The sequence below is a fragment of the Dactylosporangium sp. NPDC051541 genome (assembly GCF_044454505.1).
Classification (GTDB): Bacteria; Actinomycetota; Actinomycetes; order Mycobacteriales; family Micromonosporaceae; genus Dactylosporangium.
On record NZ_JBITDU010000004.1, the window covers coordinates 506,151 to 526,330 of the forward strand.

A 20,180-nucleotide genomic window follows, 5' to 3' on the forward strand; every position below is an offset into this window, starting at 1 on the left:
CACGCCACGAACACCGTCGGCGACTCGGCCGAGTCGTCCGCCTCGAACGCCGTCACGCCCGCGTCGCCGCCCGGCACCCCGGCGATCGGGACCGCGACCGGGGGCGCCGGGCAGGCGTCGGTGACCTTCACCGCCCCCGGCAACGACGGCGGGTCGGCGATCACCGGCTACACCGTCACGTCGAGCCCGGGCGGTCTCACCGGGACGTGCCCGGGGAGCCCGTGCACCGTGACCGGCCTGACCAACGGCACCGCCTACACGTTCACCGTCCACGCGACCAACGCCGTGGGCAGCTCCGGGGAGTCCGGCTCCTCCAACTCGGTCAGCCCGGCGGACGTACCGGCCGCCCCGGCCGTCACGGCCACCGCGGGCAACGGCAGCGTCGGCGTCCAGTTCGCCGCGCCCGGCAACCAGGGCTCGGCGATCACCGGCTACGAGGTCTCCACCGACGGCGGCTCCTCCTGGACGACGCTGACGACGACAAGCACCAACGGCCTGCTCAGCGGCACCGTCTCGGGCCTGACCAACGGCACCGCCTACTCGGTGCAAGTGCGTGCGATCAACGCCAAGGGGACAGGAAACCCATCCACGGCGCAGTCCCTCACCCCGGCCACGGTGCCCGGCGCGCCCGGCAACGTCACTGCCACGCGGGGCAACGCCTCGGCTTCGGTGGCGTTCACCGCACCCGGCAGCACCGGGGGCGCACCCGTGTCCGCCTACACGGTGACCTCGACGCCGGGCGGGCTCACCGCGACCTGCCCGTCCAGTCCCTGCACCGTCACGGGCCTGACCAATGGCACGGCGTACACCTTCACGGCCCACGCCACCAACAGCGCCGGCAACTCGGCGGAGTCGGGCCCGTCCACGTCGGTCACCCCGGCCACCGTGCCGGCCGCGCCGTCGCCGCTGACCCTGACCCCCGCGGCGACCTCGGCCACGATCGCCTTCCCCGAGCCGTCGACCGGCGGGGCGGCTATCACCGGCTACGAGATCTCCACCGACGGAGGGCAGACCTGGGTCACGCTGTCCACCGCGTCCGCGCCGACGGTGACCGGCACCGTGACCGGCCTGACCCCGGAGACCGCCTACCAGGTGCAGGTCAGAGCCATCAACGCCACCGGTACCGGTCCGGCGAGCGCCAGCACCACGCTGACCACCGTGCCCGCGGCCACCGGGACGCCAACAGCCACCGCGGGAACCGCATCGACCGTCGTCACCTGGCCGCAGGCCACCGGTAGCACCGTTACCGGCTACACCGTGTACGCCCATCCCGGACCGGCCACGTGCACCACCACGGCCGTCACCGCCACGTCGTGCGTCATCGGTGCGGTCAGCGGCACCGCCTACACCTACACCGTCGTCGCCCACAGCCCGTCCGGCGACTCAGCCGACTCGCCCGCGTCGATCCCTGTCACGGCGGCCGCACCCGAGGTGCCCGCCACCGCCCCGGTGGCCGCGCCCACCACACTCTCCACCACCGAAGGCGTCCTGAGCCAGGTCGCGCCGTCACAGCAGATCACCGTCGTCGGGACCGGCTTCGCGCCGCACTCGACGGCCACCGTCGTGCTCTACAGCACCCCGGTGGTCCTGGGCACGGCCACCACCGACGCCAGCGGCAGCTTCACCAAGCAGGTCACCATCCCCGCCACCGTCGCGGCCGGCCAGCACAACCTCGTCGCCTCCGGCGTCGACACCAACGGCAACATCCACCAGATCCGGATGCCGGTCACGACCACCACGGCCACCTCGACCGGCAGCGGCGCACTGCCGGTCACCGGAGCCCCGATCACCGGCCTCACCATCTGGGCCGGCCTGATCACCGCCACCGGCATCGGCCTCGTCGCCCTCGGCTACCGGCGGCCGCGAACGCACTGACGCCCACACCACACGACCGGCGGCCCGGCCACGCTCTACGCGCCCGGGCCGCCGTCCCGCTCCCCGCCGGACGCTGTCCCACCGCACCCGCAAACACCCGCCGGAGCGGCTCATGCAGGCCTGGCCCGGTGGCCGGATCGGCGGGGCGTTGCCGTAGCCCGGTACCGGGCGACCGCAGCACCGGACCCGCCAGCCGCCGAGGCCGCCCGGCACCTCACGCCACACCGCCCCGGCGACGAAGCACTCGCCCTAGCTCAGGTCGGCGCCGCCGAGATCCGCGCCGCGCAGGCGTAGGTGCCGCCGAGCCGAAGTCCGACGTTTGCGGGTCCCTCCTGCCCGAGTTGCTCGACGGCCTTGGTGAAGCGGTCGGTGAGCTGGCCCTGTTCGGTGATGCGGATCTGGTCCTGGGTGGCGCGCTGCTGCTTGCGACTGGCGTCGTTGGTGTAGATCAGCCCAGCCGCAACGAGCAGAACCGACAAGATCCCGGCCAAGGCGCGGTGAGCGTTTGCGGCCAGTCCTGGCGGATCTTCAGCTCGACCGGGGCGGAGGCGCTGTCGGAGTGGTACCGCCGCTGTCGTGTCCGCACCGCGCGAGCTGCGGCCCGGGCCGTGCTGGGCCGTGCCGCCCGCCGCAGTTCCTAGGCCGCCGCGCTGGCACCGTCGCAGCTCTGGGGCCGATCCACGCGGCCCGCGCGGCGGCGAATCGAGCGCGGATCGTCACCATCCGTCTAGTGCACCATCACGCCGGAACGTCACACCACCGACCGAACCGGCCGGCGCCAGGCGGTCGCCGGAGGGATTTCCGGAGATCGATGTCGCCCGAGGGGCACGGCCCGGCAAGCATCTCCTACAGTGCCGGCAACACCGCCCATCCCGACGGTGACGGCTCCGCCAGCACCTGGACCTCAAACAGATCGCCAACCACAACATCACGTTTTCCGATCATCGGCACGTGCGCAAGGGCTGCCCGGCCGGGGGCGACTCGCCGGCGGTGACGAAGGCCGGTCCCTCGCAAGCGCCCGCAGCGGCATGTGCGTAAGCCAAGATCGCGACGCGGGTGTCATGACGATCTCCGGGACGGCTGCTTGTGGGCGGGGATCGCGCAATGGATGCCGACTCGGCTCTGGGGTGGTGCGGGCTCGGCTACAGTCCGCGTCATGGGCTGGTATGGAACGATCCTGGTCGCGCGGCCCGGCGGCGAATGGCTTCCGGCGTACCCGGGCGTGCGGGAGGCTTTCGGGTCCCGGTTCGGTGGGCTGCACGATCTGGGTGAGGGTTGGCAGCGGGTTGTGGTCGTGCCGTTCTACCGTGAGCGACCACGGCATGCTGCCGGCGTCGGGCAGCTCGCGGCGGCGACCGGCGCACCGGTGATAGTGGCGGCTGTTTCCGAGAGCTGGTGTGCTCGGGTCGACGCGTGCACTCCAGACGGTTTGGCCATCGCTGTCCATCTGCCCAATCTGCGCAAGGCGTGCCCGTACGAGCATCGGGAGGGCCAGCCGGGCCCGTTCGTCCCACGCCGCGTCGTGGCGGAGTTCAAGGCGTGGGCGGCTGCGGCCGGACGGTCACCGGACCTGGCGGCGCTCGCCGCTGCCCTCGATGCTGACTGGCCCGGCTCGGCGCCGATGCAGAATCGGGTGTTGGCGTTGTTCGCGGCGCTCGGTTTCCCGCCCGGACGAGAGATCCCGCCGCTGATTGACCCGCACGATGATGCGTTCTGGGCAGCGCGACAGCTCGCTTTCCAAGCCGACGTCCGAGCCGCGAATCGGATCGCCATCATGGAACGCGGAAAGATACGCGGTCTCGCGCGAGACCTCTCCCCATGCGAGCTTGCCTATCTGCGGTTCAGCGAGCAACTCGAGGCGGCCGCGTACACCGGATCGCCACCCCGCGACGAGTTGGCCGCAGCATGCGAGAAGCTGGCATCGCGATGGAACGCCGAGCCGTAATGACCGGACCAAGCTCGACGTAGTCGGGCCGGGCGCCGACACCACGTCCGCGAGCACGAGCGTGCCGCCACGTGAGAAACCGCCCGAGCGACCAGCGGCCAGATCCGGTAGCCAAGATCGATGAACCGCCTCACTCCTATGCCGCGGCGGGCTGGTTCAGGTGTCGTCACGACCGCCGAGGCGCTCCAGCAGCGCGACGCGATCCGGGGCCCGGCTGCGGCGGTGTCGGCGGCGGTAGCGAGCTCGAAAGTCCGTGCGCGGCTCTGGCATACTGGACGCAGGTGCCCGTGGAGTGAAACCTCTGCCGGGCCTCGGGGGGACCGTGCGCCGTATAGCGCACGGGAGGAATCGACCTCGGAGGCTGCGGTGGGCGTCCCCCACGTTCTGGCCGAACTCGTCGACCTGGCGAGCGGGCTCGTGCAATTGGCTGCTGGCTGCGTTGGTCTTGCCGCTGCCCTGGCTCTACGACGGCGGGTCCGCGATTCGCGGCGCAGCGACAAGTCCGGCAACAGCCACGACAACGACACAGCTGGCTAGGCCAGGTCAACCCCAGCAGCGAGCGTCAGCGAGGCGCGGGTGTCATCGGCAGGGCGTCGCGCTCGAGGGAGGGGCGCACTGACGTCGCCAGGGTTGTGGGAGCTTGCGACCGGCCACTGGCTGTGGACTATGCCGTCCTGCCGCCGAGCAGCATCCGCGGCATGACCGCGCATCTGATCTAGTCATGAGCAGCCGAGTCGATGCGTCATGACGGCGTTGCGTTGACAGATCATCAGCGGGCAGAGTGCCGGTATGTCCGCGCAGTACTACCGCAATCCTTCGGTGGCCTATGGTGCGTTGCCGCGTTGGCTGGCCCGGTTGCTCGAGGCGAAGGACGCCGCAGCATTGGGGGATCCGGAAGCGTTGCGGTCGTTCGTCGAGGGCCTGGTGGCGTTGGAGCCGTCGGAATCCGTGCGGTCGATCTGCCAGCTGCTCGATTTCCATGGACGGCAGGCAGGGTGGAATCACCTGGATCGGCACGTGCGGCAGCGGTTCGGATGGCATACGACGGCGATGGACGAGGTCGGCGGCCGACTCTCCGACGGGACTGCGGGACCGGTGAGTTGGGTGCTGGCTGGGATGCACCCGGACGGCCGTGTCCGGCAACGGGCGGTCGACATCATCTGCGCCGACCCCCTCGCAATGCCGGAACCGGCACCTGGACTGGCTGACGGCGTCGGCGCCACAGATCTCCTGACCACCCGTGGCTGGGTGTCCCCCTGGGACTTCCTGGAGCCGGACACCGACACGGGACCGTTGGCGATCTTGATGCCGGTCATCATGCTGCGGTCGGCTGACTGGGTGGACGAAGTTCGTGACGCTTCCCGAGCAGCGCTGCGGACTCGGGTGCTGGCCGATGCACGCTACCTGCCGACCGCGTTATGGTGCCTCCCGCTCGTCGCCGGACGCACCCGCGGGCAGCACGCGGTGGCAACGCTGCGTGAAGCGCTCGTAGTCGCTCCCAGGCAACTGCGCGACGCCCTGGCCCGGGCCGTCGACCCGGCGATCGGACGAACAGCGTCGAACCTGTGCCGGGACACCGGATGAGACCAGCAGGTCAAGTATCGTCCACGACCCAGGTGGACCCCTCCCTGGACGACATCCCGCAAGCGGGAACAGCGACGTTCGCGGCGAGAGCGACAAGCGGCCGGTCTAGCTATGCGACGACCGGATCGCGCCAGATCCGTGCGCCTGCCCAGTCTGCGTTTGCGATTCATGTCGAGGACGCCTCTCTCGCTCCGTCCCCCCAGCGTCAGGGCCGCTCCACGCAGGCTTGGAGCGGCGCACGACCGAGGAGAGGACGCAGGATGCGGAAGTTGATCGCGAACGAGTGGATGACGCTGGACGGGGTGGTCCAAGCTCCCAGCTATCCCGATGAGGACACGAGCGGCGCTTTCCGGCACGGTGGGTGGCACGCCCGCTACTTCGATGAGTTGTCGATGAACTGGGTGATCGAGAACGTCCGGGGAGCGGGAGGGTACCTGCTGGGGCGTGGCACGTACGAGATCTTCGCGGCCCACTGGCCGACCGCGCCGCAAGATCAGCAGGTGCTCGCCGAACCCTTGAACAGGTTGCCGAAATACGTTGTGTCCACGACCCTCGAAGAGCCGTTGACCTGGTCGAATTCGGTTCTCCTGCGCGATGACGTTGATGCAGCCGTGCGCTCGCTCAAAGCGGAGGACGGCAAGGACCTGCACATCATCGGCAGTCCTGGGCTCGTTCAGAGCCTGTTGGCGCTGGACCTGGTGGATGAACTCCAACTGATGATCGACCCGCTCGTGGTGGGCGGCGGCAAGCGTCTCTTTCTCGACGACGCCACGCACCGTCCGCTGCGGCTGTCGAGAAGCGAAGTGACCAGCACAGGCGCGATCATTGTGACCTACGTCGTCACCTGAGACTGACGGTCACCAATGCATGCGCATCGGCACCAGCGTGTGCCGATGGGGTCGGCCCGTCACTCCAAGAAGATGACGATCTTCGTATCGTCATCTGCGCGAGATCTGCGGCATCAACGGATGTCTACCGTCTGCGCGGCGGTAGACATCCTGCGCTTCGCCCTGTTGAAGGTCAGGTGCGCTGTCATCGGTATGAGCGGAAAGGCCGACCTCACCCGGGATCGCTCAGCGATGGTGACGAGCGTCGGAGCGCCGGTCGAGCGCCCGCGGCGGCAGACCGGTGAAGCTGATCGCGGCTAGGTTGATATTGCGCGGAGTTGCCGGGAGCCGATGTTCGGCGATGACGTCAAGGCCCGTGTCCTCGGTGCGGCGGTCGAGGGTTCGCGTCGCAGCGTGCGTGGCACGGAGCCGGCCGGCGGCCGCTCGTGCTCACGTGCCGAGCTGACGTGGTCGCGTGCTTCGGCGAGGTTCTCCCGCGTCGTCGCCTCGATCGAGCGCGGTTGCTGGGTGCTGTGGTGCGCCGGGTCGAGTCCGGCGCGGGCGGCCTCGGACACGGCCGTGGGGCGAGCGTGGCGGGGGGCGTTGGCGGGGGTGGTGTTTACAGGGTGGACTCCAGGTCGGCCAGGAGTTCTGAGGTTGAGGCCGCGTCCAGGGACGAGAACGGCAGCGGGCGGTCGGTGGTCCAGGGGTTGGTGTCGGGCGGGCAGATCCAGATGTCGGCGAGGTGCTGGTCCGGGTGTTCGTTGGGCAGGCCGAGGGTGATGCCCGGGTCCAGGTTGACGACGAGGAGGCGGCCGCCGGGCAGGTCGCGCTCCATGCTCGCCTGGTGGGCGCCCTCCAGGCCGGAGCGTCGCCAGCCGCGCCAATCCAGGGCGAGCAGTTTCACGGTCAGCGCGCGGCGGTCGTCGAATCGGGTCAGGCGGACGGCGGCGGATTCGTCGGGGTGCAGGGTGTGGACCTTGCGGCGCAGCTGCGGGAACGGTTGCAGGATGTCGTAGTCCGCGAAGAGCTCCGTCCACGCGGGCACGTCCAGGTCGACCGGGTGGGCCACGCCGAGGACGGCGTCGGCGGGCAGGGTGCACGGGGCGTCGGTGACGTCGGCGAAGGTGCGGTCCTCGGCGATGCGCAAGGCGGTGCCTTGGGCGCCGGGGGCGCCGGTGATCCAGACCAGGCGGCGGGCCAGGGGCCACAGGAGTGGGTGCTCGAGGAGCACGGTGCGCAGCTCGGGTGCGGTCCAGCGGCGGCCGGCGGCCATGGCCCGCTCGAGGCGGCGCACCTGCTCGGTGGCGACCTTGCGGACGCCCTTCTTCGCCGCCGTGAACCGGGCCTGGGCCGCGGCCGCGAGGTCGGCGTCGTCGCGGGTGGCGGTGGGTGGCAGGTCCTTGCGGCGGGTGCCGTCCTCGTCGGCGACGTAGGGCTTGAGCTGGTCGTCGAAGCCGGCGACGAACTTGCGGGGGCCGTAGTCGAGGACCATCGTCGCGTCGGGGGCGAGGCCGAAGTGCGGGACGAGGCGGTCGGCGAGGGCTTCGGCGGTGAGGCCGATCGCCTCCGCGACGCCGGTCAGGTTGGCCTCGGCCCGGGCCCGGACGGCCTTCGCCTTGACCTTGGTCGCGATGTCGTGCAGCTCCCGCAGCGCCGCCTCGGTGCCCAGGTGCATGAGGGTGTCGAGGCCGGCCGCGGCGCGCTTGTGGGCGCCCTCGTAGGGCCAGCGCCGCACCGCGGCGGCCAGCCCGGCCGCGGTCTGGTCGTCGCCGAGGAACGCCTGCGCGTCGAGGGCCCAGCCGCCGGCGGGCGGGGCGTCGGCGGCCTCCCAGCGGCACAGCACCTCCCAGCCGAACCGGGCCAGGTCGTGCGGCTCGCAGGCGTCCCGGACGAGCGCGATCCCCGGGTATGGCTCGCCGGCCTTCGACATCATCAGCATCGTCAGCAGCGCGTTGACCGCCGCGGCGGGCAGTGTCCCGGCGGAGTCCCCGTCGGCGGCCGGGCGCAGCCGCACGGCGGGCAGCACGACCGGGTCGGCCCACTCCGGCGGGGTCGGGATGCGGGGCGGGAGCTGGCGCACCAGCGGGTCGGCGTCGAGCAGGTCCGCGACGCCGGCCTCGGCCTCGGCCCCGTAGTCCTTGGCCGCGAGCAGGACGGCGTCGCGGTGCCCGGCGCCGGCCAGCGCGACGAGGGCCAGACCGGCCGGCCGCCGCTGGACGCCGGCCCGGCCGAGCGCGGCCGGGATCAGGGCCCGGGACGCCTCCGCCGGGTGGGCCCGCAACCAGGCGTGGGCCTCTCGGCGGACGGACTTGAGCCGGGCCAGCCAGTCGGCGACGAGCAGCGCGATCTCCGGGCTGGTGAACGGCATCAGCACGGGGGCGGTGGCAGGGTCGGCCCGCACCGTGTTGAGCACCAGCGGATAGGCCCGCACGCCGAACCGGGCGGCGATGCGGTCCAGCCACCACTTGCCGAACGACACCCGCCGGGGCCGGTAGAGGTCCATCACCGACAGCGCCAGGTCCTCGGGCCCCTCGACGAACACCTTGATGGCGTGCCAGTCCCACGTGTCGCCGGCCCGGATCTCCTCGGCGTAGGCGGCGTAGTCGACGTGAGGGCTGGCCGGCGTCAGCTTCGCCAGCAGGCGCTCCCGCTCGCCGGGCGGCCAGGACACGGCGGGCTCGTCGGGGCAGTGCAGGTCGAGCACGACGGGCTTGGCCGGCTTGGGGCGGTTGACCCACGGCGGGTCGGCGAGCACCGCCGGCAGCGCCCCGGCCGGTGCCTCGCCGGGCCGCGGGCCGCTCACCGGCCGCAGGTGCGGTGGTGCCAGGTCGGGGTGCTTGGCCACGTGGCGGCGCAGGAGCTCCGCGACCCGGGGCCGGCCGGCCGACGCCTCGAGCAGCCGCATGGCCCGCTCCGGGTAGCGGTCGGCGGCGTCGGCGATCGCGGCCTGGACGCCGCGCTGCTCGGCCTGGTCGACGAGGGTCTGGAACGCCCGGTCGGTCGGGATGTGCGGCTGGGTGGCCATCATGGTCTGGAGGAACTCGGGCTGCCCGCGCATCGTGTAGGCCACCGACCGCCCGGTCCACGCCTGCGCGTAGACGTCGAGGACCCCGTCGCCGATCGCTTCCGCGAGGGTGTGCATCATGCGCGGCTCGACGAGGTCCCAGGGCTCGTAGGCGTCGTAGCGGTCGAGCACAGCCAGCGCCTCGTCCACTGTGGACACCGAGGCCAGCGGCAGCCAGCCGAGCCGGTGCCGCGCGGGCATCTCGGCGATGTCCCGCCGCACCCACTCCGCCTCGGTCGGGGCCAGGAACGAGGCGACCAGCCGCCGGTCCATCGAACCGCTGTCGCGGGCCGCCCGCAGCGCGTCGACGGCCGCCGCATAGTCCTCGTCGGCCGCCGCCGCCAGCGCCACCCGCAGCGGCGCGAGCAGGTGCTCGGTGAAGTCCGTCGCCCGCCGATCGCCGCCGAGCGGCCCCTTGAGCTCGGCGAACTCGGCCGCGGTCCGGGCGGCGAAGGCCAGGCCGTGCCGGGCGACCCAGTGGTCGGCGACGTCGCCGGCCCGATCCGGGCGCCGAAACTCCTGCTCATTGCGGACCACCACGGCCCACAGCGCGGCCACACCGAGCGGCGTGACGCCGGGACCTCCACGCAGCGCCAGCAGCCCCGCCTCGCCGGCCTCCCTCGGCGTGTCCGGGAGGGCCAGGATCGCGGCCGCGCGCTCCGGTATCCGCGGCGGTGCGGCGCCCGGCTCATATGGGACCGGCACGCCGCCGCGGCGCGGATGGATGCTGCGAAGCCACGAAGGCGGCAGAACGAACGTCACGGCGGTCACACTAACGACCGGGTACGACACTTTTCCCGCGAAAGCTACGGGAGCTGCTCGATCTTCCGCGGGATCAGCAGGATCGCGGCGACACCGCAGACGCCGACGATCGCCAGCCCCACGAACACGTTGTGGGTGGCCGCATACAGGCTCGCCCGGACGTAGTCGGCGACGATCGCGGGCACGTCGCCGGCCTTGAGCACGATGCTTGTCGCGTCGGCCCCGGAGCTCACCGCGGGCTTCACGTCCGGCGGGGCGGCGGCGAAGCGGTCGTCAAGGGTCGTGTTGGCGATGGCCCCGAACACGGCCGCGCCGACCGCGCTGCCGACCGAGCGGAAGAACATGTTGGTGCCGGTCACCACGCCGCGGCGGTCCCAGCCGACGACGGACTGGACCGCGATCAGCGTCGGTGCCGCCGTGAGGCCGAGGCCCGCGCCGATGACGAAGCAGGCGATCGACATCATGGCGACCGTGGTGTCCTCGGTGAGCAACGCGCACATGACGGTGCCGCCGATGATGACGGCGCCACCGATCAGCGCGGTGTTGCGGAAGCCGATGCGCAGGTAGATGCGCCCCGAGAACGTCGCCGTGATCGGCCAGCCCAGCGTCATCGCCGCGACCACGAACCCGGCGACCAGCGCGCTTGTGCCCAGTACCCCCTGAGAGAAATTTGGCACGTAGGAGCTCAGGCCGATGACCAGCGCGCCCACCGCGAGCGCGACGAGGTTGCCGCCGACGAGCGTGCGGTGCCGGAACACCCACAGCGGCAGGACGGGCTCGGCCGCGCGCCGCTCGACGAACACGAACGCGGTCACCATCACCGCGCCGACCGCGAAGATCACGATGCTGGGGGCGCTGTCCCAGGCCCACATGATGCCGCCCTCGAGCGTGCCGAGGATGAGCAGCGTGCAGCCGCCGATGAGCAGCGCCGCGCCGAGGTAGTCGATGCGGTGGGCGCGCCGCTCGACGTTCTCCTTGAGGTTGCGGGCGAACATCCACAGGGCCCACAGGCCGAGCGGCAGGTTGACGAAGAAGATCCAGCGCCAGGACAGGTAGTCGGCGAACACGCCGCCGAGGGTCGGCCCGACGACCGACGACACACCCCAGACGCCGGCGACGTACCCCTGCACCCGCGCCCGTTCCTCGACGGAGTACAGGTCGCCGATGATCGTCATGCTGATCGGCTGGATCGCCCCGGCGCCGATGCCCTGCACGGCCCGGAAGATGATCAGTGTCAGCATGCTCCACGCGGCCCCGCACAGGACCGACCCGACCAGGAACACGGCGATGCCGAAGAAGATGACGGGCTTGCGGCCGAGCACGTCGGCGAGCTTGCCGTAGAGCGGCGTGGTGACGGCCGCGGTCAGCAGGTAGATCGAGAACAGCCACGGGAAGTGCGAGAACCCGCCGAGGTCGCGCACCACCGACGGTACCGCGGTCGCGATGATCGTGCTGTCCAGCGCGACCAGGCCGGTGGTCAGCATGACCGAGCCCAGCACCGGCCCGCGCTCCGAGCGCAGCCCGACCGCGGCCGGCTTGGTGAAAGTGGCCTCTTGCATGGCCACACCTTACGACTTCCCGATCACCGGCCGCGCGGCGAACGGCTGTCTGGTTGCGCACTCCCGGTCAGGAGCAGAATTCCGTGGTGAAGTCCTGGTGGCCGCGGCCGGACCGGCATTTGCGGGTCTGCCGGCCCGAGGTGAACCGGTAGTGGCCGCCGGGGCCGGGGGTGAGCTCGACGCGGTACCGTTCGGCGCTGATCGAGTCGTCGCCGAGGTTGGTGACGGTCGCGGTGACGATCGTCTTCGCGCCGTCGCGCTCCTGCGACAGGTAGATCTTGGGGCGGCCGTCGAACGGGCCGTTGAGGGCCAGCAGTTCCGCCGCCGTGGTGTCGGGGGCATCGGACCAGGGCGGGGACGCGCGGTCGATCAGGTCGTTGAAGCCGGGCGCCGCGATCGCGCCGGACGAGCGGTCAATCGTGATCTTGCCTGTCCAGTGCTCGCCGGGGGGCGGGGCGGCCGGGATCTGCCACTGGGTTGCGCCGGACTGCTCGACCGGGTCGCCGCAGGCGGTCAGCAGCATCAGCACGGTGGCGATCAATACCCAAGATCGACGCATCGCCACAGCGTACCCAACCGGCGAGAGCGCACGGACAGCCGGAATCAGGTGCGGCGGCGCTGCTTCTTGGCCCGGTTGCCGCAGCTGTCCATCGAGCACCAGCGGCGGCGGCCGGGGCGGGACAGGTCGAGGAAGAGGGCGTTGCAGGCCGGGTCGGCGCAGGTGCGGATGCGGGCCACCGCCGGGGAGGTGACGAGGTCCAGGGCGTCGCGGGCGATCAGGGCCAGGGTGCCGGTCACGGGGTCGTTGGCGTACCAGCGCAGCTCGCCCTGCTCACCCAGGGCCGGCACGGGGACGGTCCGCATCGCGGCCAGGTTGACGCGCTCGCGCGGTGCCTCGCCGGCCGCGACCGGGCCGCCGTCCGTGCGGGCCGCCTCGACCAGGGCGTAGACGGCCTCGCGGAGCTGCTGGGCGTCGCGCACGATCGCCTCGGGCACGACGCTGCCGGGCACGGGCGCGACCGGGCCGCACTGGCCGACCCAGGCGGACAGGGCCGGGCCGTCGGTGAGCTCGTCGACGCTGTGGTCGGTGCCGCGGTTGCGCAGCGTGCGGGTGAAGTCGAGGCAGAGCCGCCCGGCACCCTGGCGGAAGGTATCGGCCATCGGCACAGCCTAGACCCTACACCGGTTTAACCGGTACCCACGCGGGCGAGAAGGTCGCGGAGAGCGGCCAGGACGGGGCCGGGCTGCTGGACGTGGAGGTACTGATGCGACGCCCCGGCGATCAGCCGCTGCTCGCCGCGCGGGACCGAGGCCGCGATCGCCGCGTGCAGGGCCAGCACACCGGCGTGGGCGGCCTCCAGGAGCTCCGGCGGCATGTGCTGGACCCAGAACGGGTTCTTGTCGGCCGCCGTGAGCACGATGAGGGGCACGTCGGGCAGGGGGCCGCCGGCGGACAGTTCCGCGTAGACCTCGTCCTCGAGGTTGCGCCCCTCCGCGATGCCGGTGCGCCAGTGCGTCAGGCGATGCTCCACCAAGGGCGTGCGGATGTCGTCGGGCCACTGGGCGTACAACTGCGAAAGGGCCTGTCGCGAAGCCTCGATCTGCTCCGGCGTCAGGTCCGGCAGCGCGTCCCAGGTGGGCTTCATGCGCTCGTTCAGTGCGACGACCTCGGGCGGCAGGTGGCGCAGGATGTCCTCGTGGCCGGGGTCGATGAACAGCAGGCCGGCCACGTCGTGCGGGTGCAGCTGGGCGAAGCGGCGGGCGTAGACGGCGCCCATGGAGTGCCCGGCCAGGACGTACGGGCCCTCGATGCCGGCCGCGGCCAGGACCTCGTGCAGCTCCTCGGCGACCGCCGCGGCCGTCCGGGGCAGCGCGATGTCGTCGCTCCAGCCGGTGCCGGCCCGGTCGTAGGTGACGGCGGTGGTCAGCTCGGCCGCGCCCCGCAGCAGGTTGTCGTACTCGAGGCCGACCAGGCCCGCGCCGGGCAGGAGCACGACGGCCGGGTCACCCGCTCCGGCCCGGTACAGCGCGATCCGGCGACCGCCGACCGTGACGAGCTCACCCCGTGGCAATGTTCTCATGAATGAGAACATTATCAGGTGTGCGAATATTAGCCAATGGACCCGGTCGAGCTCCTGCTGCACCCCGTGCGGCTGCGGATCGTGCACGCGCTGTCGGGCGGGCGGACGCTGACCACGCAGCAGCTGTGCGAGCGGATCGGGGACGCGTCGAAGGCGACGGTGTATCGCCACGTCGCCCTCCTGGCCGAGGCCGGCATCCTGGAGACGACGCACGAGCAGCAGGTGCGGGGGTTCGTGGAGCGGCACTACCGCCTGCGGCCGGCCCGGGCCGCGGTCACCGCCGAGCGGGCCGCGGCGGCGACGGTCGACGAGCATCGACGGGCGTTCGCGGCGTCGATGGCGGCGCTCCTGGCCGAATACCAGGCGTACCTCGACGACCCGGCCGCGGACCCGGCGAAGGATCAGGTCGGCTACCGCCAGCACGCCGTGTGGCTGACGGCGCAGGAGCGCGCGGAGCTCATCGCCGGGATGCGGGCCGCGATCGTGCCGCACATCGGCAACGAACCGGCGGCCGGCCGCTCACAACATCTCCTGAGCCCGATCCTCTTCCCGTTGCGCGACTGATTTGATCTGCGCGTAGACGTGGGTGCGCAGCCGGACGAAGGCCGGGTCCGCGCGGGTCAGCAGCTGGTCACGCACGGGCGGAAGGTCGACCGGCAGATCCTCCAGGACCCGGGTCGGTGACTTCGACAGGATGACGACCCGCTGCCCCAGGTAGACGGCCTCGTCGATGTCGTGGGTGACGAACAGCAGGGTCACACCGGTGGCCTGCCAGACCGAGCGGACCAGGTCCTCGAGGTCGGCGCGGGTCTGGGCGTCGACGGCCGCGAACGGCTCGTCCATGAGCAGCACCCGCGGCTCGAACGCGATGGCCCGGGCGATCGCCACCCGCTGCTGCATCCCGCCGGAGAGCTGCCACGGATAGGCCCGGCCGGCGTCGGCGAGGCCGACCGCGGCGAGCGCCGACGCGACCAGGCGGCGCCGCTCGGGACGGGGCCGGCGTTTGGCCCGCAGCGGTAGCTCGACGTTCTCGGCGACGCGCAGCCACGGCATGAGGCTGCGGCCGTACTCCTGGAACACGATCGCCAGCCCGTCCGGCGGCCCGGTGACCTCGGTGCCGCCGACCCGCACGGCGCCGGACGTGGGCCGCAGCAGCCCGCCGAGGCAGCGCAGCAGCGTCGTCTTGCCGCACCCGGACGGGCCGACGACGCACACGAACTCGCCCGCACCGACCCGCAGCGTGATGTCGGCGAGGGCCTCGACGCGGCGCCCCTGCCCGTCGTAGGTCTTGGCCAGAGCCTCAACGTCGAGCACCGGCACCCCCCGAGCCGTACCAGTGCAGCACGCGCCGCTCGACCAGGCCGAACAGCGCCGACAGCGCGACGCCGAGCAGCCCCAGCACGAAGACCCCGGACCACATCTGCGGGATCTGATACGTGCGTTGAAAATCGATGATGATGTACCCGAGCCCGTTCGTGGTCCCGAGCAGCTCGCCGATGACCATCATGATGATGCTGATCGACAGCGCCTGCCGGGCCCCGACCACGATCTGCGGACTGGCCGCCCGCAGCACGAACGCGCGCAGCCGCAGCCCGCCCGTGATCCGATAGGTGCGGCAGGTGTCGACGAGCACCTCGTCGGCCCCGCGGACGCCCTCGACGGTGTTGAGCAGCACGGGCCAGATCGCCCCGAAGACGATCACCAGAATCTTGGTGCGGTCGGAGAACCCGGACAACAACACAAGCACAGGCACAAGCATCGGCGGGGGTACTGCCCGCAGGAACTCCAGCACCGGTTCGGTGACGGCCCGCAGCGTCCGCGACGACCCGATCGCCACCCCCAGCGCGACCCCGAGCAGGAGGGCGAGCCCGTAGCCGGCGAACAGGCGCAGCAGACTGGGCAGCACGTCGGAGCGCAGCCGCTGCGGCGTCCAGGTGTCCGGGAACGACCGCAGGATCGTCTCCAGGGGCGGCTGGTAGAAGTCGAGGCTGCCGGCGCTGGCGAACCACCACCCGGCCAGCAGCACCACGGGCAGCCCCAGGGCCAGGCCCAGCCGCGTCAGGACCCGGCTCACAGCGGCAACTCCCGGCGCACCGACGGGTGCCAGGCCAGCACGGCCCGCTCGGCCCGGCGGGTGACGAGGTTGGCCGCGACGCCGAGGACACCGGCGACGATGACGAGGCCGTACATCAGCGCCACCCCGTCGTCGCCGCTGTTGCGGGCCAGGGACAGCTGCTCGCCGAGGCCTTCGGTGCCGCCGATGAACAGCTCCCCGGTGACGGTGAGCACCAGCGCGATCGAGGTCGCGAGGCGGATGCCGGTCATCGCGTACGGCAGCATCGTCGGCCACACGAGGTAGCGGGTCCGCTCCCAGCGGCCGAGCCGATACGAGTCGGCCGTCTCGCGGGCGACCGGGTCGACGTCGGCCACGCCGTGCAGGACCTGGATCAGCACCGGCCAGAGGGAGGCGTAGACGACCAGCAGCAGGATCGAGCGCACCGGCGCGCTGAACAGCACCACGGCCAGCGGGAGCAGCGCCACCGACGGGATCGGGCGGAGAAACTCGATCGTCGACGCGGTCGCGGCCCGCAGCACCGGCACCGACCCGATCACCAGCCCCAGCAGGACCCCACCGGCGACGGCGACGGCCAGGCCGAGGAGCCAGATCCGCAGGGTGCCGCCGACCGCGGCCCAGAACGCACCCCGGCCGGCCTGCTCGGCCAGGCTCGCGCACATGGCGCTGAACGGCGGGAAGTGCTGCCGCGGCACGATACCCAGCCGCGGCAGCAGCTCCAGCAGCAGTGCGAATCCCAGCAGCCCGCCGAGACCCTTCACGGCAGCAGCTTCGCCGTGTCGACCGGGGCGCTCAGCACGCCGTTGGTGGCGAGGAGCTGGTTCATCTTGCCCACCGACGCCGTGTCGATGGTGCTCGACCACTTCGGCAGTGTCATCGCCGCCGCCGCTTCGGCCTTGATCTGGGTATAGGTCGTCACGATCTGCCGGACCGCGTCCGGGTGCCCGTCGGCGTAGGCGAGCGACTCCCGCATGGCCTCCGTGAACCGCTTGACCAGGTCGGCCTGTTCGGCGATGCGCTGGTTGGAGGTGAAGTAGGCGGCCACGCACAGCTTCGGGTCGACGTCGGCGTAGCCGCCGAGCGACCGCCAGCCCTTGGCCAGGGCCGGGGCCAGGAACGGCTCGACGACGAACATCCCCTGCACCCGCCCGGCGTCCAGAGCCGCCGACATGTCGGGGAACGCGAGCTCGACGAAGCTCACTTTCGCCGGGTCGCCGCCGGCCTTGCGCACGATCTCCTTGACCGAGGTGTCGACGATGTTCTTCACCGTGTTGGTGGCGACCGTCTTGCCCTCGAGGTCCTTCGCCGTCCGGATGGCCGGGTCCTTGACGATCAGCTGCCCGAAGTCCTTGGCCGCGTCGCCGGTGGAGTTGACGCCGTTGGCGACGACCTTGACGGGGACCTTCTGCTGGCCGGCGACGAGCAGCGACACGATGTTGCTGAACCCGAACTGGTACTGCCCGGAGACCACGCCGGGCACGATCGCGGCGCCGCCCTGGGCCTGTTCCATGCTCACGTCGATGTTGCGCCGGCTGAAGAACCCCTGCGCCTTGCCGAGGTAGATCGGGGCGACGTCGACGATGGGGATCACGCCGACCTTGACCTTGTCCGGCGATGCCGACGACCCGCCGGGCGGGCTGGTGGCCGGGTCGGAGCCGCAGGCCGCGGCGAGGGCGAAGACCAGCACGAACGGCAGCAGACGAGTGCGCGACATTGGATTTCCGCCTTCCGGGGCGATCCTTGGCGGAACCGTAGTTCCACCGGCCGGATGGTCGCCCATTCGCCCGGAAAGCTTCCGGCCAGCGGGAAAACCGGTTTCAGCCGGCGAGATCCGCCAGCCAGTCCCGGCTCGCCCGGGCGACGCGGGCCGGGACGCCGAGCCCGTCCAGGAGCTCGGCCGCGGCCTGCATCTCGTGCCGGCGCCGCACGGCGTGGGTGCGCGAGCCGGTGACGAGCCGCTCGAGGGTCGCCGCGTCGGCCTTGATCAGCTCCTGTTCGATGTTCCCGGCCAGCCACTCGGCCAGTCCGGCCGCCTCCGCCGCCGCGAGGGCCTCGACCGCGGCCGCCGCCAGTCCCTTGTAGAACACGCTGCGCAGCAGTTTGCGGGTCGCGGCCAGCCCGACCGGCCCGTCCAGGACCTCGACCGGCGTCCCGAACGCCCCGAGCGCGGCCGCGAACGCCACGGCCCCCGGACCGCTCACGGCCATCGGCGTCAGCAGGCCCTTCGGCGGCACCGGCGCCATGATCGCCACGTCGGCGACGACCACCCGCGCCCCCGCGGCCCGCCGGACGGCCTCCTTCACCGCCGGCGCCGCGGTGTTGAGCTCGCCCCACACCGTCCCGGGCGCGCAGCCGGGCAGCCCCTGCGCGAGGGCGTCGAGCGCGTCGGCGGCACTGTTCACGCTGAGCACGACCCCGGCGCCGTGGCAGGCTTCGGCCGCATTTTCCGCCGGGTGTACTCCCTGAGGCGCCGCCACCCGCGGGTCGTACCCCCGCACCGACGCCCCCGCCGCGACGAGATCGGCCGCGAACCGCCCCCCGGCCTCGCCCAGACCCAGCACCGCGATCACGGGGCCGCTCCCGGCGCCGGTCCCGGAGGGGGTCACGGCCGGACCTCGTCGAGGGAGCGGAGGTGGTCGATGACGCTGGCGATGTGGTCGCGCATGGCGGCTTCGGCGGCTTTCGGGTCGCGGTGGCGGATGGCCTCGATGATGCGTTCGTGCTGCGGCAGGGACACCGCGGGACGCCCCGGGTGCAGCGACAGCATGAACTGGTGGCGGACCACCTGGCCGCGCAGCGTCTCGATGATGCCGTCGGCGGTGCGGTGGGCCGCGACGGTGCGGATCAGGGCGTGCAGGCGCTGGTTGAGCTCGGAGTAGCGGTGGAACTCCCCGGCCGCCACCGCCCGCCGCATCAGCAGCGCCACCTCGTCGAGGTCGCTGGCTTGCTCGTCGGTGACCCGGCTGGCGGCCCGGGCCGCGACCAGGCCCTCGAGGACCATCCGGACCTCGCTGATCTCGATCGCCTCCTCCACGGAGACCTTGCGGACCTGGGCGCCGCGGTTGCGCTGGACCTCGACGAGGCCGTCGGCGGCCAGGTCCTGCAGCGCCGCCCGGACGGTGAACCGGCTGGCGCCCAGCCGCTGGCACAGCTGGGCCTCGATGAGGCGCTCGCCCGGCAGATACTCCCCGCGCGCGATCGCCGCCCGCAGCGCCTCGCGGGCCAGCGCGGCCGGCGTCGTCGGTTGAGCCTGTGCGGACACGGCCGAAGTGTCGCAACGCTCGCCGCGATTGTCAACAATTGGCGGTACCCCCGCGAAAAATGCTTGTGGAAAACACAGAGGATCGTTGACAATCCGCGACCGTGGAGTGCGCATAGAGTGGGGTGGTGACGCAGACTCTCCGGCTCACCGGCTACGCGCACGGCGGCGGCTGTGCCTGCAAGATCCCGCCCGGCGAGCTGGAGGCGGTGGTGGCCGGGCTGACCGGCGACAACGCGCCCCGCGGGCCGGGCGAGCTGCTGGTGGGGCTGGACGACGGTGACGACGCGGCCGTCGTGTCCATCGCCAACGGCACGGCCATCGTGGCGACGGCGGACTTCTTCACGCCGGTGGTCGACGACGCGTACGACTGGGGCCGGATCGCGGCCGCCAACGCACTCTCCGACGTCTATGCGATGGGCGGCCGGCCGGTGGTGGCCGTCAACCTGCTCGCCTGGCCGCGCGATCTCCTGTCGATGGAACTGGCGGCAGCGGTACTGCGCGGAGGCCTCGACATCGCCCGCGAGGCCGGCTGTCACGTGGCCGGCGGACACTCCGTCGACGACCCCGAGCCGAAGTACGGCATGGCCGTCACGGGCCTGGCCGACCCCGACCGCCTGCTGCGCAACGACCGCGGCCGCCCCGGCGTGCCGCTGACGCTCACGAAGCCGCTCGGCATCGGCGTGCTCAACAGCCGGCACAAGGCCACCGGCGAGCCGTTCCCGCACGCGGTGGCCGCCATGACGACCCTCAACCGGGACGCCTCGGAGGCGGCCCTCGCCGCGGGGGCCGTCTGCGCCACCGACGTCACCGGGTTCGGCCTGCTGGGCCACCTGCACAAGCTGGCCCGGGCCAGCGGGGTGACGGCCGTGGTGTCGGCGGCGGCCGTGCCCTACCTCGACGGCGCCCGCCGGGCCCTCGCCGACGGCTTCGTCAGCGGCGGCACCCGGCGCAACCTGGACTGGGTCCGGCCGCACCTGGACCCCGGCGCCGCGAGCGAGGACGAGCTGCTGCTCCTGGCCGACGCGCAGACGTCCGGCGGGCTGCTGGTGGCCGGCGAGGTCCCCGGCTATCCGGTGATCGGTGAGCTGATCCCGGCCGAAGGGCCGACCCTGCGCGTGGTTTGACCGGGAAGATCCCCGCGTAA

19 protein-coding genes are annotated in these 20,180 nt (G+C 72.1%); 7 read left to right on the forward strand and 12 right to left on the reverse strand.

What is annotated here, in order from left to right:
- The coding region (locus ACIA8L_RS21800) for a fibronectin type III domain-containing protein (RefSeq protein WP_395907192.1) at window positions 1–1,875 on the forward strand (1,875 nt) is incomplete at its 5' end.
- Window positions 1,876–2,129: 254 nt separating this feature from the next.
- Here the strand turns inward: ACIA8L_RS21800 and ACIA8L_RS21805 are convergent.
- On the reverse strand, window positions 2,130–2,354 hold the full coding sequence (locus ACIA8L_RS21805) for a hypothetical protein (protein ID WP_395907194.1): 225 nt from the start codon (window positions 2,352–2,354) through the stop codon (window positions 2,130–2,132).
- A gap of 677 nt (window positions 2,355–3,031) precedes the next feature.
- Here ACIA8L_RS21805 and ACIA8L_RS21810 point away from each other — a divergent pair.
- The 4 genes from ACIA8L_RS21810 to ACIA8L_RS21825 all read left to right on the forward strand — a co-directional run bounded on the left by ACIA8L_RS21810 (window position 3,032) and on the right by ACIA8L_RS21825 (window position 6,552).
- Window positions 3,032–3,820: a hypothetical protein gene (locus ACIA8L_RS21810; protein ID WP_395907196.1), complete on the forward strand. Its 789-nt coding sequence runs from the start codon at window positions 3,032–3,034 to the stop codon at window positions 3,818–3,820.
- A gap of 789 nt (window positions 3,821–4,609) precedes the next feature.
- Window positions 4,610–5,404, forward strand: a complete 795-nt coding sequence (locus ACIA8L_RS21815; protein ID WP_395907198.1) for a hypothetical protein — start codon at window positions 4,610–4,612, stop codon at window positions 5,402–5,404.
- Window positions 5,405–5,664: 260 nt separating this feature from the next.
- On the forward strand, window positions 5,665–6,252 hold the full coding sequence (locus ACIA8L_RS21820) for a dihydrofolate reductase family protein (RefSeq protein WP_395907200.1): 588 nt from the start codon (window positions 5,665–5,667) through the stop codon (window positions 6,250–6,252).
- A gap of 72 nt (window positions 6,253–6,324) precedes the next feature.
- Window positions 6,325–6,552: a hypothetical protein gene (locus ACIA8L_RS21825; RefSeq protein WP_395907202.1), complete on the forward strand. Its 228-nt coding sequence runs from the start codon at window positions 6,325–6,327 to the stop codon at window positions 6,550–6,552.
- A 298-nt stretch (window positions 6,553–6,850) separates the two neighbouring features.
- On the opposite strand, the gene ACIA8L_RS21830 is transcribed toward ACIA8L_RS21825, so the two are convergent.
- The 5 genes from ACIA8L_RS21830 to ACIA8L_RS21850 form a co-directional block, all read right to left on the reverse strand.
- Window positions 6,851–10,060 carry a DUF4132 domain-containing protein gene (locus ACIA8L_RS21830; protein ID WP_395907204.1) on the reverse strand — a complete coding sequence of 1,070 codons (3,210 nt, stop codon included), beginning with the start codon at window positions 10,058–10,060 and terminating at the stop codon, window positions 6,851–6,853.
- Between the two features lie 44 nt (window positions 10,061–10,104).
- Entirely contained in the window at window positions 10,105–11,619 is a 1,515-nt protein-coding gene (locus tag ACIA8L_RS21835; RefSeq protein ID WP_395907206.1) for an MDR family MFS transporter, read from the reverse strand.
- Between the two features lie 67 nt (window positions 11,620–11,686).
- Complete coding sequence (locus ACIA8L_RS21840) at window positions 11,687–12,178, reverse strand: hypothetical protein (protein WP_395907208.1); 492 nt, start codon at window positions 12,176–12,178, stop codon at window positions 11,687–11,689.
- A gap of 44 nt (window positions 12,179–12,222) precedes the next feature.
- Complete coding sequence (locus tag ACIA8L_RS21845; protein ID WP_395907210.1) at window positions 12,223–12,780, reverse strand: CGNR zinc finger domain-containing protein; 558 nt, start codon at window positions 12,778–12,780, stop codon at window positions 12,223–12,225.
- Window positions 12,781–12,806: 26 nt separating this feature from the next.
- On the reverse strand, window positions 12,807–13,700 hold the full coding sequence (locus ACIA8L_RS21850) for an alpha/beta fold hydrolase (RefSeq protein WP_395907212.1): 894 nt from the start codon (window positions 13,698–13,700) through the stop codon (window positions 12,807–12,809).
- Between the two features lie 36 nt (window positions 13,701–13,736).
- Here ACIA8L_RS21850 and ACIA8L_RS21855 point away from each other — a divergent pair, with 36 nt between their 5' ends.
- Window positions 13,737–14,264, forward strand: coding sequence for a helix-turn-helix domain-containing protein (locus ACIA8L_RS21855; protein WP_395907214.1), 528 nt, complete (start codon window positions 13,737–13,739; stop codon window positions 14,262–14,264).
- Here the strand turns inward: ACIA8L_RS21855 and ACIA8L_RS21860 are convergent.
- The 6 genes from ACIA8L_RS21860 to ACIA8L_RS21885 form a co-directional block, all read right to left on the reverse strand.
- Window positions 14,220–15,014, reverse strand: coding sequence for an ABC transporter ATP-binding protein (locus ACIA8L_RS21860; RefSeq protein ID WP_395907217.1), 795 nt, complete (start codon window positions 15,012–15,014; stop codon window positions 14,220–14,222). The two genes, ACIA8L_RS21855 and ACIA8L_RS21860, sit on opposite strands and share 45 nt — an antisense overlap.
- Window positions 15,001–15,774, reverse strand: coding sequence for an ABC transporter permease (locus tag ACIA8L_RS21865; RefSeq protein ID WP_395907219.1), 774 nt, complete (start codon window positions 15,772–15,774; stop codon window positions 15,001–15,003). The genes ACIA8L_RS21860 and ACIA8L_RS21865 overlap by 14 nt, the downstream gene beginning before the upstream one ends.
- Window positions 15,771–16,535 (reverse strand): ABC transporter permease, encoded by a 765-nt coding sequence (locus ACIA8L_RS21870; RefSeq protein WP_395907222.1) that lies wholly within the window; start codon window positions 16,533–16,535, stop codon window positions 15,771–15,773. The genes ACIA8L_RS21865 and ACIA8L_RS21870 overlap by 4 nt, the downstream gene beginning before the upstream one ends.
- The gene (locus ACIA8L_RS21875; protein ID WP_395907224.1) at window positions 16,532–17,488 is read right to left on the reverse strand and encodes an ABC transporter substrate-binding protein; all 957 of its coding nucleotides are present in this window, start codon (window positions 17,486–17,488) and stop codon (window positions 16,532–16,534) included. The genes ACIA8L_RS21870 and ACIA8L_RS21875 overlap by 4 nt, the downstream gene beginning before the upstream one ends.
- 103 nt (window positions 17,489–17,591) lie before the next feature.
- Window positions 17,592–18,380: a DUF1932 domain-containing protein gene (locus tag ACIA8L_RS21880; protein ID WP_395907226.1), complete on the reverse strand. Its 789-nt coding sequence runs from the start codon at window positions 18,378–18,380 to the stop codon at window positions 17,592–17,594.
- On the reverse strand, window positions 18,377–19,036 hold the full coding sequence (locus ACIA8L_RS21885) for a GntR family transcriptional regulator (RefSeq protein ID WP_395907228.1): 660 nt from the start codon (window positions 19,034–19,036) through the stop codon (window positions 18,377–18,379). Before ACIA8L_RS21885 ends, ACIA8L_RS21880 begins: the two co-directional genes overlap by 4 nt.
- A 125-nt stretch (window positions 19,037–19,161) precedes the next feature.
- On the opposite strand from ACIA8L_RS21885, the gene selD reads away from it, so the two are divergent.
- Complete coding sequence (gene selD / locus ACIA8L_RS21890; protein ID WP_395907230.1) at window positions 19,162–20,160, forward strand: selenide, water dikinase SelD; 999 nt, start codon at window positions 19,162–19,164, stop codon at window positions 20,158–20,160.
- Window positions 20,161–20,180 lie beyond the last annotated feature (20 nt).

What these genes read in the sequence shown, in the direction of transcription:
- ACIA8L_RS21850 (WP_395907212.1), bottom strand. Translation starts at nt 13,700, where the DNA reads ATGAGAACATTGCCACGGGGTGAGCTCGTCACGGTCGGCGGTCGCCGG.
- ACIA8L_RS21855 (WP_395907214.1), top strand. Translation starts at nt 13,737, where the DNA reads ATGGACCCGGTCGAGCTCCTGCTGCACCCCGTGCGGCTGCGGATCGTG.
- ACIA8L_RS21840 (WP_395907208.1), bottom strand. Translation starts at nt 12,178, where the DNA reads ATGCGTCGATCTTGGGTATTGATCGCCACCGTGCTGATGCTGCTGACC.
- ACIA8L_RS21835 (WP_395907206.1), bottom strand. Translation starts at nt 11,619, where the DNA reads ATGCAAGAGGCCACTTTCACCAAGCCGGCCGCGGTCGGGCTGCGCTCG.
- ACIA8L_RS21875 (WP_395907224.1), bottom strand. Translation starts at nt 17,488, where the DNA reads ATGTCGCGCACTCGTCTGCTGCCGTTCGTGCTGGTCTTCGCCCTCGCC.
- ACIA8L_RS21810 (WP_395907196.1), top strand. Translation starts at nt 3,032, where the DNA reads ATGGGCTGGTATGGAACGATCCTGGTCGCGCGGCCCGGCGGCGAATGG.
- ACIA8L_RS21820 (WP_395907200.1), top strand. Translation starts at nt 5,665, where the DNA reads ATGCGGAAGTTGATCGCGAACGAGTGGATGACGCTGGACGGGGTGGTC.
- ACIA8L_RS21825 (WP_395907202.1), top strand. Translation starts at nt 6,325, where the DNA reads ATGACGATCTTCGTATCGTCATCTGCGCGAGATCTGCGGCATCAACGG.
- ACIA8L_RS21845 (WP_395907210.1), bottom strand. Translation starts at nt 12,780, where the DNA reads ATGGCCGATACCTTCCGCCAGGGTGCCGGGCGGCTCTGCCTCGACTTC.
- ACIA8L_RS21815 (WP_395907198.1), top strand. Translation starts at nt 4,610, where the DNA reads ATGTCCGCGCAGTACTACCGCAATCCTTCGGTGGCCTATGGTGCGTTG.